General features: G+C 46.3%; 11 protein-coding genes. 4 read left to right on the top strand and 7 right to left on the bottom strand.

What is annotated here, in order from left to right; all coding sequences use genetic code 11:
- Positions 1-4 precede the first annotated feature (4 nt).
- Both PODO_RS08400 and PODO_RS08395 read right to left on the bottom strand, forming a co-directional pair.
- Positions 5-940: a sensor histidine kinase gene (locus PODO_RS08400; RefSeq protein WP_038569569.1), complete on the bottom strand. Its 936-nt coding sequence runs from the start codon at positions 938-940 to the stop codon at positions 5-7.
- A complete protein-coding gene (locus PODO_RS08395) occupies positions 940-1,656 on the bottom strand; it encodes a response regulator transcription factor (RefSeq protein ID WP_036684414.1) in 717 nt (238 codons plus the stop codon). Before PODO_RS08395 ends, PODO_RS08400 begins: the two co-directional genes overlap by 1 nt.
- Before the next feature lie 146 nt (positions 1,657-1,802).
- Here PODO_RS08395 and PODO_RS08390 point away from each other — a divergent pair, with 146 nt between their 5' ends.
- From PODO_RS08390 to PODO_RS08380, 3 genes are all read left to right on the top strand, one after another.
- Positions 1,803-2,774 carry a phosphodiester glycosidase family protein gene (locus tag PODO_RS08390; RefSeq protein WP_038569567.1) on the top strand — a complete coding sequence of 324 codons (972 nt, stop codon included), beginning with the start codon at positions 1,803-1,805 and terminating at the stop codon, positions 2,772-2,774.
- The gene (locus PODO_RS08385) at positions 2,771-3,784 is read left to right on the top strand and encodes a bifunctional glycosyltransferase family 2/GtrA family protein (RefSeq protein WP_036684419.1); all 1,014 of its coding nucleotides are present in this window, start codon (positions 2,771-2,773) and stop codon (positions 3,782-3,784) included. Before PODO_RS08390 ends, PODO_RS08385 begins: the two co-directional genes overlap by 4 nt.
- A 596-nt stretch (positions 3,785-4,380) precedes the next feature.
- Entirely contained in the window at positions 4,381-5,772 is a 1,392-nt protein-coding gene (locus PODO_RS08380) for a SpoVR family protein (RefSeq protein ID WP_036684424.1), read from the top strand.
- A 62-nt stretch (positions 5,773-5,834) separates the two neighbouring features.
- Here PODO_RS08380 and PODO_RS08375 read toward each other — a convergent pair whose 3' ends face one another.
- From PODO_RS08375 to PODO_RS08365, 3 genes are all read right to left on the bottom strand, one after another.
- The gene (locus PODO_RS08375) at positions 5,835-6,275 is read right to left on the bottom strand and encodes a GNAT family N-acetyltransferase (RefSeq protein WP_038569566.1); all 441 of its coding nucleotides are present in this window, start codon (positions 6,273-6,275) and stop codon (positions 5,835-5,837) included.
- 344 nt (positions 6,276-6,619) lie between these two features.
- Positions 6,620-7,519, bottom strand: a complete 900-nt coding sequence (locus PODO_RS08370) for an AraC family transcriptional regulator (protein WP_244886445.1) — start codon at positions 7,517-7,519, stop codon at positions 6,620-6,622.
- 580 nt (positions 7,520-8,099) lie between these two features.
- Positions 8,100-9,995 carry a PrkA family serine protein kinase gene (locus PODO_RS08365; RefSeq protein WP_036684429.1) on the bottom strand — a complete coding sequence of 632 codons (1,896 nt, stop codon included), beginning with the start codon at positions 9,993-9,995 and terminating at the stop codon, positions 8,100-8,102.
- Between the two features lie 194 nt (positions 9,996-10,189).
- Between PODO_RS08365 and PODO_RS31835 the strand changes: the two genes are divergently transcribed.
- Positions 10,190-11,164: a DUF2161 family putative PD-(D/E)XK-type phosphodiesterase gene (locus tag PODO_RS31835; protein ID WP_052096895.1), complete on the top strand. Its 975-nt coding sequence runs from the start codon at positions 10,190-10,192 to the stop codon at positions 11,162-11,164.
- 959 nt (positions 11,165-12,123) lie between these two features.
- Here the strand turns inward: PODO_RS31835 and PODO_RS31455 are convergent.
- Both PODO_RS31455 and PODO_RS08355 read right to left on the bottom strand, forming a co-directional pair.
- On the bottom strand, positions 12,124-12,276 hold the full coding sequence (locus PODO_RS31455) for a hypothetical protein (RefSeq protein ID WP_169744751.1): 153 nt from the start codon (positions 12,274-12,276) through the stop codon (positions 12,124-12,126).
- An 8-nt stretch (positions 12,277-12,284) separates the two neighbouring features.
- Complete coding sequence (locus PODO_RS08355) at positions 12,285-13,502, bottom strand: aminotransferase-like domain-containing protein (RefSeq protein WP_038569564.1); 1,218 nt, start codon at positions 13,500-13,502, stop codon at positions 12,285-12,287.
- Positions 13,503-13,592: the final 90 nt, after the last annotated feature.

The raw sequence follows: 13,592 nt of genomic DNA, 5'->3' as shown, positions 1-13,592 counted from the left end.
TTCCTTAGAAGCGTAATCTGCGAAAAGTAAGGGTAAACACCGTTCTCACATACGGCTGACTAACCAGTGTAATCGTTCCATTCATTTGCTCCGTTAATCTTTTGGTGATCGTCAGACCTAGACCGCTGCCTTGATAAGCCCGGTTTCTTGAATCCTCCAGCGTATACAGACGCTCAAATACTTTATCTTGGTGTACTTCACTAATGCCCTTTCCCCGGTCCCACACCTCTATGTATACTTTGTTCTCATCACTATAGAGCTTTAATCCTAATACGCCCCCCGCGTCGCCATAAGAAATTGCGTTCGACAACAGATTGGACAATATTCGATCAAGAGCCTCTTCATTTCCCATGAAGTAAACAGCCCCATCCGGAATCTCAATCTCCACCTCACTGCCCTTAGCACTGAGGATATCATAGAAAGAAAGGATGTTGCGTCTGCATACTTCACCTGCCTCAACTCGTGAAAGAGCAACTTCCCGATCTCCTGATTCCAGCTTGGACAAATCAAAAAACTTGTTCATCAGCTGGATCACTTCATTGGCTTTTTGATGAATCATCTTCATCATCCGTTCCCGTTCCTCAGCCGGCAAATGCTCATCCTGCTGAATGGTCTCAATATAACCAAGCACAACCGTTAGCGGAGTCTTAAGATCATGAGAAATATTAGACAGCATATTACGCATGGATTTCTCCAGCCTCACACGCTCAATGCTTCCTTTATGATTGATATCCAGCAGCCGGTTCAGGTCAATCAGCACGTTTTGCAGCTCCAAATTACCGCTGAACAGCAGCAATCTTTCATGTGAGCCTTCTTCCATAATGCTGCTTAACTTGTCATGCATATATCGCAAATCATTAGAAGCTTTACGCGAATTCTGATATTGCCAGACAATGACGGCCAGTAAGAGCACAATGACAACACCTAGCCCCGCAATCATTATAGCTGTTCTCCCAGCTTATACCCGATGCCCCATAACGTCTTAATGTATTCGGGATGGGAGGGGTCGTCTTCTATTTTTTCACGCAATCTTCTCATATGTACATTAATGACGTTCTCATCCCCGAAATAATCATCCTCCCATACGCTCGCATAAATCTGCGCTTTGGTAAATACTCGGCCCGGATGCGTCACAAACAGCTTAAGAATATGAAATTCCTTCGACGTTAGCTTTACTTCTTCCCCATTCTTCAACGCAGAGAAGTTATCTAAATCTACAGTCAATCGGCCAATGGAGATCATTTGCTTCACCGGAGCTTGATCTTCCACTTGGATACTGGGAGATGCATAACCTGCACGACGGATCGCTGCCTTCACCCTAGCCGCTAGCTCAATCATAGAAAAGGGCTTCGTAATATAATCATCTGCCCCAAAGCCTAACCCAAGCGCTTTATCTACATCACTGTCTTTGGCGGACATGATCAACACTGGAACCAGACTCCCCGCACGGATAGTCTGAAGAATGTCAGTCCCGCTACGCTTCGGCAGCATAAGGTCTAACAGTACAAGATCAAATGGACCCCCGGTCCGAAATGTTCTCTCCGCTACTTCACCGTCAAATACAGCTTCAATCTCATAACCTTCTTTTACCAAATAAGACCTGACCATTTCACTGATTGCTTCGTCGTCCTCAATCAGCAGCACACGCTGTGGCATGTCCAAACCTCCCCGTAGTCGAAAACCTCTTCGTTAAATTATACCAATTTCCCGGAGCGCTTACTATTTCAGTTTTTATTTCAGTTTCATTAAAGGTAGCCCAGGTATTATGGCCTTAACAACTTACAAAAAGAGGTGATGCTTCAATGTTGAACAAGAGAAGTAAACAAGCCTGGAGCTTCAAACGAAAACTGCTGATCGTCATGATCATTGTCCTCCTGCTTCTCGGCACAGTGATATATAGTCTGGCAGATCGTTACTTAATCGAACATGTCGAAGTCGTGGTTGCGGATGATGCAGCTACAACTAGCAGCTCAGGAGCTACAGCCGTTACAGCTGCCGAAGTTAATGCAACCTCTGATGACTGGAATTACTCCAGCGATGATATTCAGATCCAGGTCGATCAAGTGCATACAGGGTCCGGTTCAGACCAGATCACCTATTTTGTCGCTGATGTCGTCCTCAAGGAAGCGAGCAGCCTGCGCACTGCCTTTGCCGACAACAGCTTTGGAACAAACATCACTGAGGATACCTCGGACATTGCTTCCGCGAACAATGCGATATTTGCCATCAACGGGGATTACTATGGCTTCCGCAATGACGGAGTGATTATCCGTAACGGCACGGTGTATCGTGATGATCCTGTGCGGGATGCAATGGCGCTGTTCGATGATGGGACAATGCAAACCTATAACGAGGAAGAGATTTCTTCCTCTGAACTGCTGGCGCAAGGGGCCACCGATACCCTTTCCTTTGGTCCGATTCTGATTCAGGACGGGGAGATTGCCAGTAGTTTCAGCAATGTCAAAATCGATACCAACTTCGGCAACCATTCCATCCAGAATGCGAATCCCCGCACCGCAGTTGGTATGATCGCACCAAACCATTATGTGTTTGTCGTAGTTGACGGGCGCAATGAAGGGTACAGCCGTGGGATGACCCTTACTGAGCTAGCCGATGTAATGTCCGACCTTGGCGCCACAGAAGCCTACAATCTGGACGGCGGTGGTTCATCCACTATGTACTTCATGGGACGGGTCGTAAATAATCCGCAGGGCAAAAACAAGGAGCGGGGCGTCAGCGACATTCTTTATATCAAGGAGGGTGCAACATCATGACTATACTGATCCCAGCCTATGAGCCAGATGAACGACTGCTCGATTTGATTTTACAGCTGCATAATTTCCAGCTTGAACCTATTGTTCTTGTGGATGACGGCAGCGGCCCGCACTACCGTGGAATCTTCGATATGGCCGAAGCATTCGGCTGCACTGTCCTAACCCATGAAGTCAACCTCGGAAAAGGACATGCTCTGAAGACAGGGTTCCAGTATATTCAGGAGGTTGGGATGCCGGACTATGTAGTCTGCGCGGATAGCGACGGCCAACATCTGCCTTATGATATTAGCCGAATTGTTGAATCTCTGCGGAACCAGACTACCCCGGGAATCGTACTCGGCAGCCGCCGTTTCACCGGAAGCATTCCACTGCGCAGCCGCTTCGGCAACTCGGTAACCCGGACGGTCTTTTCCTTAACTACAGGCACTAAGATTTATGATACACAGACTGGCTTGCGCGGCTACCCCATATCAATGCTTGATTGGCTATGCCATATTCCCGGTGAACGGTTTGAATATGAAATGAACATGCTGCTGACCGCCCATAAAGAGGGGTACACCATTACGGAAGAGTACATCGATACCGTCTATCTGGACGATAATAAATCATCCCATTTCCGGCCTCTGATGGACTCCTTCCGGATTTACCTGCCGATACTAATGTTCAGCACTTCTTCGCTGCTGTCTGCCCTGCTCGACTTCACACTCTTATTCCTGTTCCAGAGTCTCAGCCATAACCTATTCCTGTCCGTCGCGGCCGCGAGATTGTGCAGTTCTGTCTTCAACTATTCTATGAATCGAAAATATGTCTTCACGGGCAGCAAACGCTCCAAGATTCAGGCGTCGCTTCCCAAATATTTTGCGCTGGTGATCCTCGTGTTGTTGTTCAACTATGGGCTACTCTATTTCTATAATGAAAAGCTGATTATTCCGCTTGTCGCCGCCAAGCTACTGACCGAGGCTTCAATCTTCTTATTCAGCTATTGGGCGCAACGGAGGTTTGTGTACTGAGGGTTGGGAACTCTGAACTGCTTATGCTCGTATGGTGAGCAATCGGGAATTTGTGAAGCACTAATTGGACACTTTTCGAACACATATGGAGCTTCTATCGGGTACCTATGGAACTGCTCCTCGAACACATATGGAGCTTCTATCGGTTACCTATGGAACTGCTCCTCGAACTCATATGGAGCTTCTATCGGACACAGATGACACTAATCGCAGTATTATTCCACTTTTGGTATGCTAACGGACCCCATAGCCGCTATTGGCAAGAAAGACACCACATATGAGCCTCTTTCTGTGGGATAGCGTCTGTGGGGTCCGAAACCCTGTTCAAAAGGCTGGAAATTTGCAAATAACGTCATCTGAGTCCGAATTCACCGAGAAGGGTACCGTTGATAGAATCGCATACAAAAAAAGCTAGTGCGTCCTTCCAATAATGTATGCAAAATCACATTATCTTCACTCAGAAATTCAGAACGTCATACACTCATCTTCTCTCCCATATATATAAATGGAACAGTCCCGGACGTTGTCGCGGAACCTTTGCAGCCTTGTCAGAATAGGTTGCAGCATAAGCCCAAGCTGGAGGGAGAGAAAGATTCATGCCAAGCGAAGAAATTAATGCGCTAGAGCGGGCAATTGCCGAGATTACGGAAATAGCCACTGGCTTCGGTTTAGATTTTTATCCCATGCGTTATGAAATATGCCCCGCAGATATCATTTATACATTCGGCGCTTATGGAATGCCTACACGATTTGGACACTGGAGTTTTGGAAAAACCTTTCATAAAATGAAATCCCAATACGATTTCGGACTGAGCAAAATATACGAGCTCGTTATTAACTCCAACCCTTGTTATGCCTTCCTGCTGGATGGAAATTCACTGATTCAGAATAAGCTGATTGTTGCCCACGTGCTAGCGCACTGTGATTTTTTCAAAAATAATATGCGGTTCTCCATGTCCAACCGAGATATGGTCGAGAGCATGTCAGCTACTGCAGATCGGATTGCCGGTTATTCTGTAACCTACGGAACTGATGCTGTAGAGAGCTTCATCGATTCAGTGCTGGCTATCCAGGAGCATATAGACCCCAGTCTGATCCAACCACGCAAGCTGGGCAAAACTCACCTGCTGGAAGCTAAGATGAAGGAGCTCAAAGATGCCCCTCCAGGTGGCTCGAAATCATCCAATCCTTATGACGAATTATGGAATCTAGATAAAAGCACTACCGGTCCGCAGGAAGCACCCTCTGGAAATCGTGCTTTCCCCCCAGAGCCAGAAAAAGATATGGTCTGGTTCATTCAGCAATATTCCACTGTTTTGGAGGATTGGCAACGTGACATTATGACGATGCTCCATGATGAAATGCTCTACTTCTGGCCACAGATGGAAACAAAGATCATGAACGAAGGCTGGGCTTCCTACTGGCATCAGCGCATCGTTCGCGAACTAGATCTGACCGAAGAGGAAACAGTGGAATACGCAAAACTGAATTCATCCGTCGTGCAGCCCTCACGGCAAAGCCTGAATCCTTACTATCTGGGGCTGAAAATCTTTGAAGACATCGAACGCCGCTGGGACCGCGAGAAAATCTTTGAAGTACGTGAGCTGGAATCCGATACCTCTTTTATCCGCAGCTATCTATCTAAGGAATTGGTGAACGACCTCGATCTTTATGTTTTTGAGAAAAAAGGTCCCGAATGGAAAATCACCGATAAAGCATGGGAAAATGTACGCGATCAACTGGTGCTCGCCCGGGTCAATGGGGGGTCTCCTTACTTGGTCATTGAGGATGCAGACTTCGAGAAGAATGGTGAATTATTTATAACTCATCGCTATGAAAGCATCGAGCTGGATCTGAAGTACCTGGAGCGCACGCTCCCTCACATCTACTCTTTATGGGGGCGCACAGTTCATCTACAAACAGTTGTGGAAGACAAAAAGGCGCGTTTTTCATACGATGGCAAAAAGGTGCAGCGGAAATTTATTTAAACTAAAAAAAGCGGCAGACCTAAACGGGTATTAACACCCTGGTCTGCCGCTTTTTGCTATGACTAAAATGTGGATTCAGATTCTTTTAATGACTTCGAGAAATATTTTGGAGCCTCAACAAACCCTTGCCGAGCATAAAATCTATGCGCTTCAGTTCTTCTGGAATGACAATGAACCTGAATGTTATCACAGTTTCTTTTTCTAGCTAATTCAGCGCAATACTCCTCAAGCTTACGTCCAATTCCTTTGCTCCTAATGGCATTACTCACCACAAGATAACTTATAATTGCAGTCTCTCCTACCAGACCTAATTGGGGTATGTAATGCATGGAAATACAAGCTACCACTTTATCATCTTCCTCAAAAACCAATAATTCCTCATCCGGATGTAGGATTAGCTTTTCTATTTTTTCTTGCATGAACATTTCTGTATTCGGATATCCCAACTGTTCTAATAATTCCTCTATGTCTTTCCAGTCATCAGCTCTCGCTTCTCTAATCATCTGCTTCACTCTCCGTTATTTTCGAGTTACCCTACTAATTGACTCTATTAAACTACGGAAGATCATACTCGTCAAACATATTAATTTCGATGTATAACTCCTCCAAGGTATCTACGTTTCCCATATGGGAATTCCTAAAAAAGAAGGCCCGCAGCGGTAACACGCTGCGGACCTTCATCGACACCCTCATATCGACTTAATAACTGCACATGGCAAATGCCCAGGTGAACGTAACGTAAGGAAGTTTAAAAATGTAGGCGCGTAGCGTTTGCCTTTGTCAGCGACATAAAGTCCAAACATTTCAGAAATTACAATTATCACCGAGCGGTATTTGCCCTTATCGACTATTCAGTCAACTTTTTCACAGGAACGTAAATCTCCATCACTGTATCTGGCCGCGAATGGCAGCGTTCATCGTAAAACTCAAAATCCAGTTTAGTCTCGTCATAAACGTAACCACTATCCTTAAACCATTCTTCGAAGATGTACTTCCAGCTGCTTTTTATGACTTGGGCAAACTGTATTTGCTCTGTATCCGTTGAAGTATCCACTGGAGGTGTTGTAAACACGGCATATTCGGCTTCTGGCACATCCATCGTCAACATATCAGCTTCTACCTTGGAGTAGTCCTCAACAATAACACCCAGAAGATAGGTGGCATTGCCGTTATCTGAAGACGGAATACATAAACCAACTTCTCCGTGTTTAGGCGGGTTTAGTATTTTATACATTTTGGACTCCAGGTTTTCACCCTCATAATGGCTCCAAAAAGAAGCAATATCCTTAGTGTACATACTACCCGCAACATTAGTTTGGATACCATAACCAGCCACCTTAAAAGCAGGCTTACGAACAAAAACAGGATTCATAATATAACCTCCGATATCAAATATTGAATTTCCTTTACTAAACCCATCCATCCGCGCCGCATATTGTGTCGGACTATAACCAAAGGTTTTGCGAAAAGCTTTAGTAAAGCCACTTTGTGTTTCAAAACCATAGTCCAGCGCAATATCAATGATCTTTTTTCCAGCAAATAATTCAATTGAGGCTAAGGATAATTTTCGGCTCCGCACATATTCCATCACAGACATTTCCTTGCACAAGCTGAACACTCGGCAAAAATGATACACCGAATATCCGACCTCAGTCGCTATTTCTTCCACCGTTATATTTTCTTTGATATGAGCTTCTATATATTCAACACATTTTTCTATATCTTTACTGTAATTCAAGTGCAGCACCAGCCTTCCCCCCGTACGGTGATTTCATTATATCAACTGCGCATGAGATGGACTGTTCCTGTTTTGCTGAGCTGCATTATTGCCTGTATAAAAAAACAGAGCAGCGTGCCCCTCCATTTACAGAAGGATCACAACTCTGCGTATTCTTAGTCACCATCATTTTGGTTAAGCCTCGAAGTAGACAACGCTGGATTCACGTAACCTACTTACACTTCAGTTGCTCCCTACGACTGACTAAAGGACCCAGATGACGTTATTTTCCAAAATATCGCCTTTTGAGCGGAGTTTCGGACTCCAATGCAGCTATTACTCAAAAAAAGGCTCATATTTAGGGTTTTTCCTGCTAATAGCGACCATGGGGCCCGATAGCCTGCGAAATATGCTCACAATCTACGTTTAGGGTCTCCTGTGTCCTTTAGCAACTTCCTACGCACAACAGCCAAATTAGTCAGATGGGTGGCGGCGTTTAGATCAACATTAGGAGGGTAAAAGGAGGCAGATAAAACATGGAAGGACAAAAAAAGAGTGCTCCACAGCCATTTTCATGGCTTTTGGAACACCCCGCATAAATGAACTCTTTTTAACGGTTTAGCAGACTTCCCACGTATTTCAGCAGCTCGTTGGCGCAGATTGGGCAGTAGTGATGTCCATCAATAAGTCTGGCGCATACCTCATTGATTCGTTTGAGCTGACTTTCATCAGGTGTTTTGGACGAGGTGGTGATTTTGACGATATCTTTGAGGTCTGTGAACAGCTTTTTCTCAATCGCTTCCCGCAGGCGGTCGTGGTTGTTGTACTCGAATTTCTTCCCTTTGCGTGAATACGCGGAAATCCGGATCAGGATCTCTTCACGGAACGCTTTTTTTGCATTCTCAGAGATACCAATTTGCTCTTCAATCGAACGCATTAACCGCTCATCCGGCTCCATTTCCTCATCCGTCAGCGGATCACGAATTTTCGACCAATTGCAGAAGGCTTCGATATTATCTAGATAATTCTCAAAAAGTGTCTTCGCAGATTCCTCAAAGGAGTAGACAAATGCCTTTTGTACTTCGCTTTTCGCTAAAATATCATATTCCTTGCGGGCAATGGAGATGAAGTTCAGATAACGCTCCCGCTCCTCTTTTGTAATCGATGGATGCTGATCCAGGCCATCCTTTATCGCCCGCAGGACATCCAGTGCGTTCATGCACTGCAGATCTCCTTTGATCAGAGCGCTGGAAATGCGGTTGATAACATAACGCGGATCAATTCCGGACATGCCCTCATCTAAATACTCCGTTTGCATCTCCTTAAGATCGGCCTCTTTATAGCCCTCGACCTCTTCACCATCGTACATCCGCAGCTTTTTGATCAGATCCATACCTTGTTTTTTGCTTTCTTTAAGACGGGTTAGGATGGAAAAAATAGCGGCGGCACGCAGCGCATGTGGCGCAATATGCACATGACTCATATCACTCTGGGCGATCAGCTTCGCGTAGATTTTTTCCTCTTCCGAAACTCTGAGGTTATACGGAACAGGCATAACAATCATACGGGACTGGAGCGCTTCATTCTTTTTATTAGAAATAAACGACTTATACTCGGTTTCATTTGTATGAGCAATTATCATTTCGTCCGCACTTATCAACGCGAAGCGGCCAGCCTTGAAATTGCCTTCTTGCGTCAGTGACAGCAGGTTCCATAAAAACTTTTCGTCGCATTTGAGCATTTCCTGAAATTCCATCAGCCCACGGTTAGCCTTGTTCAACTCACCATCAAAACGGTAGGCACGCGGATCAGATTCCGAACCAAATTCAGTAATGGTCGAAAAATCAATACTTCCTGTCAAATCAGCGATATCCTGAGACTTCGGATCAGATGGACTAAAGGTACCAATCCCTACCCGCTCTTCTTCTGACAAAATAACACGCGTCACCTTAACCTGCTCAATGTCACCAGCATAATCATTTCTCAGACGCATCTGGCAGGATGGGCACAAGTTGCCCTCAATACGTACACCAAGTTCCTTCTCAATCTCCGGACGGAGCTCCAGCGGGATCAAATGCAGCGGGTCCTCATGCATCGGGCAGCCTTCTATTGCGTATACCGCACCCGCATCTGTCCGCGAGTACTGTTCCAAACCACGTTTAAGCAGCGTGACCAGGGTCGATTTCCCCCCACTGACAGGTCCCATCAATAACAAAATCCGTTTGCGAACATCAAGCCGACGTGCTGCAGAGTGAAAATATTCCTCGACCAACTTTTCGACTGCACGATCAAGTCCAAAAATCTCCTGTTCAAAAAACTTATACCGTTTGCGTCCGTTTATGTCCTCTACGCCGTGCGACTTAATCATGTCATAAACGCGGGAGTGAGCGGTTTTTGCGGGAGAGGGGTCTTTTCTCAACAGTTCTATATACTGCTTGAAGGTGCCGCTCCACGCCAACCGGTCGTTCTCAGCCCGATACGAAGCTATACGCTCAAAAATGTCCATTGCTCGCTGCCTCCTCTTGCGCTCCTACTTGCTCTTCTACTTGCTCTCCTATAGCGTTAAAAAGTGTATTACATACCTATGCGGCAAGCGCGGAATAGTTGACCTCTTTTTTACTGTGCTATAATAGAGAATCAGAAAATGGCTGTAAAACCTTATTGAGAAACCCGAAAATAAAGGCCTACGGGAGTGACAAGATGGCGGTACGACATGAAACGGAGCTGTACGCTCCTTTGAAGATTTTTTTTGAAAAGCAGGGTTACAGCATCAAAGGTGAGGTCCGGACCTGCGATTTGGTGGGGATTCGGGAGGACGTTGAGCATCCTCTGATCGTGGAGATGAAAAAATCATTCAATCTCGCCTTGCTGCTGCAAGGGGTAGAACGGTTGAAGCTCAGTCCCATCGTCTATCTCGCAGTGGAACGTGTCCGTGATAAAAAAGGTGCGGTGAACCAGCGCTGGGGCGAGCTTAGCGGGTTATGCCGCCGGCTCGGTCTTGGGTTGATCACCGTTATCTTTTATAAGACCAAAGCACCGCTGGTCGAGGTGCTTGTAGAGCCAGACGAGAAGCCGCCTGCGCAGCGCAGCAACAAGCGGCGGCGCGAGCGCCTGCTCTATGAGTTCCGCGAGCGCAGCGGAGACTACAACACCGGCGGCAGCACGCGCGTCAAGCTCGTGACGGCCTACCGTGAGAAAGCGCTGCGTGTCGCGCTTTCTCTGCAAGCAGCGGAGGCGGACGCCGCCGCCGCTGCAGAGAAGGCAGCTGCGAAGGCTTCGCTCGCAGCTGCCAAACGTTCAGCGGCGGGCACCGCTGAACAGGTTCCGGCGCTGAGCTCAGCGCCGGAGAGCCGTGCTGCCGGGGACGCGGCAGCACGGGAGGCAGCGGCGGCAGGCACGCGAAGCGGTGCCCCTAGCGCTGCCTCAAGCACGCTTCCAGCGGCCGTATTGGTCGCAGGAAGCGCTCCCCGCTCAGCCGGCATCACTCCGGCCGAGCTGCGGAAGCGTAGCGGCGTACCCACCGCCGCCGCTATGCTTCAGAACAACTACTACGGCTGGTTTCACCGGGTAAGCCGTGGGCGTTATACCCTAACCCCAGCCGGTCATGCGGCGCTGGTTGAATATGCCGCGATAACAAGCGGCGTACCCAATAACAGCAATCATCCCAGTAATTAGCTAACCTAACCTGGACAGTACATCAATCGAGCACCTCTTTTAGTCGGGTTCTAATCTTTTACCTCGGTTCTAATCATTTACTCAGACTTTAAACTTATTATTCTGATGCACACATAACATATTAAATAACGCCAAAAAGCATCCCAACTACGGGATGCTTTTTCGTATGTCTAATCTTATTTGAATCTTATCTCTGTACATTCCATGTTCTTATCTTACACATAACACATTAGTATCTGGTGCGTACCACGCTCTTACTATACTCATATCACATTTAGATTACATTTTTAATACACTAGTATCTCATACGTATCATGTCTTATTTCACACATATCTCATGAGTATCTCATACGTATCACATTCAGACTGCATTCTTAACACATTAGTATCTTACTCATCACATTCAGATTGCATTCTTAACACACTAGAATCTCGTTCGTACCACGCTCTATCTCATACATACCACATTTCTATTTCATTCTTACCGCGTGCGTAACTCGCTTTTCCCACGTTCGCAAATCATTCTCATCACATTAGTAACTCATTCATACCACGTTTGCATTTCACTCTTACCACGTTCATATCTCTGCGTACCTCATCCAGCTCTACTTGACTGTACTTAACTAACTTATTTACAATCTTCGAACACGAGCGCTATTTACTAATTACTATTTTCTCTACTCTTGCTTAAACATGCTACTCTTGCTGATTTATTCACATTAGAACCCCTATGCTACATTCAACATCCACTAATACTAAATCATTCAAAGCAAAATAAGCTTTAAAAACACCATTCCGAAAAAGGCACACTAAGTTATTAGGGAAATCCTCCCTAATATTCTTCGATTCACACGCTAAAAACCGCATTTTAGGGAATTACTCCCTGATTTTCGCCAGATTTACCCCTAAAACGGGGTATCCCTTGATTTTTTAAGGAGAAATTCCCTAAACAGTCCATTTTAGAGTTCAAATCGACCAGTTTTAGGGAGGATTTCCCTAATTAATCTCACATCACGCACTTCGTCTTGCCCGACTTGTAATTCTGTCCGTGTTTTAGCTCTAAGAGTGTCTTGTGTTTTCATCATTTCAATCATTTCATTCCCAACTTTCATTCCACTACCTAACTCCGGGCTGTGAACTCCTTAACCGCTTCGCTCATCAGGTTCATGCCAAGCAGCAGCTCATCCCGACCGGGATGGCTAAAGTTAAGGCGAAGATGATTGCTGACTCCATCTACACTACATAACGGACCTGGCAAAAAAGCCACTCCCTTACCTAGCGCACATTTGAGCAACGCCATAACATCCATTCCCTCTGGTGGTGAGACCCACAGGAACATGCCTCCTGACGGCAGATCATAGGAGCTGCCCTTCCAAGCAGGCCGCTTTAGCAGTTCTACCATAAGCTTCAGACGGGTGTTATACTCTCGATTCAGCTGCGCGATATGCTCACGCAGATCAAACGCAGACACATCCAATAAATGATGCAGCAGCCGCTGATTTAATGCGCTCGACTGCCAATCGGCCATCTGCTTAGCCGCAGACATCATTCTGATCAAGACTCGGCTGCCTGCCGCCCAGCCCGTCCGCAGCGCGGGCGCAACGGTCTTGCTGAACGAACCGATATAAAGCACATGTCCGCCATCGCTGATATTTTCCAGTGCATACAAAGACGGATATCTTTTAGCCTTGTGTTCACCCTGCTTCTGGAAGTGCAAATCCCCATAAGAATCATCTTCCACAATCAAGATGTTATATGCGATACATAAATCCAATACTGCGCGGCGTCTCTCCAAACTCCATAAAATGCCGCTTGGATTGGTAAAGCTAGGGGTTGCGAACAGCATTTTCGGCTTATGCAGCTCGATCTGGCTCCGCAAATGCTCCGGATCAAGCCCGTCCAAATCACCCTGTACGGGAATAATAACGGCCCCCTGCATCCGAAGAGTCTGCAAAAATCCTGGAGAGGTCGGATTTTCTACTAATACACGATCTCCTGGATCAATATATACCCGCGACAACAAATCAATGGCTTGCTGGCTACCCGTTGTTAGCAGAACTCCACCCTCAACAACATTTACCCCTTTTTCTTTAAGCCAATCCCCAGCAAGCCACTCCCGAAGGGGTCCGTACCCGGCAGGATCACCATATTGCAGTGCTCCCGCATCTGCTGAAATCACCGTAGATGCTGCTTCAGCAAGCAGTGACAATGGGAATAGTTCTTCCGCTGGTAATTCTTCAGCTAGCGATATCATGGAGCTTCTCCGTGTTTGGGTGCGGATACTAAGAAGCGATGACGACAACAATGTGTGTGCGCGAGCAGAAAATTCGTAAATCATGCGAAATCCCCCTTCCCTGTTACCAAGTAGAAACGGCTTCGTCATCCTCATCCAAGGACGGGATGGTTACCCATTCAACATGATATTCTT

This window comes from Paenibacillus odorifer (genome assembly GCF_000758725.1).
GTDB classification, from domain to species: domain Bacteria; phylum Bacillota; class Bacilli; order Paenibacillales; family Paenibacillaceae; genus Paenibacillus_AQ; species Paenibacillus_AQ odorifer.
The sequence above is the reverse complement of the archived record's forward strand: the minus strand, read 5'-3'. Positions and strand labels throughout refer to the sequence as shown.

Bases quoted from the DNA above. Each gene is read 5' to 3' on its own strand.
- PODO_RS08400 (WP_038569569.1), bottom strand. From the start codon at position 940: ATGATTGCGGGGCTAGGTGTTGTCATTGTGCTCTTACTGGCCGTCATT.
- PODO_RS08395 (WP_036684414.1), bottom strand. From the start codon at position 1,656: ATGCCACAGCGTGTGCTGCTGATTGAGGACGACGAAGCAATCAGTGAA.
- PODO_RS08390 (WP_038569567.1), top strand. From the start codon at position 1,803: ATGTTGAACAAGAGAAGTAAACAAGCCTGGAGCTTCAAACGAAAACTG.
- PODO_RS08385 (WP_036684419.1), top strand. From the start codon at position 2,771: ATGACTATACTGATCCCAGCCTATGAGCCAGATGAACGACTGCTCGAT.
- PODO_RS08380 (WP_036684424.1), top strand. From the start codon at position 4,381: ATGCCAAGCGAAGAAATTAATGCGCTAGAGCGGGCAATTGCCGAGATT.
- PODO_RS08375 (WP_038569566.1), bottom strand. From the start codon at position 6,275: ATGATTAGAGAAGCGAGAGCTGATGACTGGAAAGACATAGAGGAATTA.
- PODO_RS08365 (WP_036684429.1), bottom strand. From the start codon at position 9,995: ATGGACATTTTTGAGCGTATAGCTTCGTATCGGGCTGAGAACGACCGG.
- PODO_RS31835 (WP_052096895.1), top strand. From the start codon at position 10,190: ATGGCGGTACGACATGAAACGGAGCTGTACGCTCCTTTGAAGATTTTT.
- PODO_RS31455 (WP_169744751.1), bottom strand. From the start codon at position 12,276: ATGAAAGTTGGGAATGAAATGATTGAAATGATGAAAACACAAGACACT.
- PODO_RS08355 (WP_038569564.1), bottom strand. From the start codon at position 13,502: ATGATTTACGAATTTTCTGCTCGCGCACACACATTGTTGTCGTCATCG.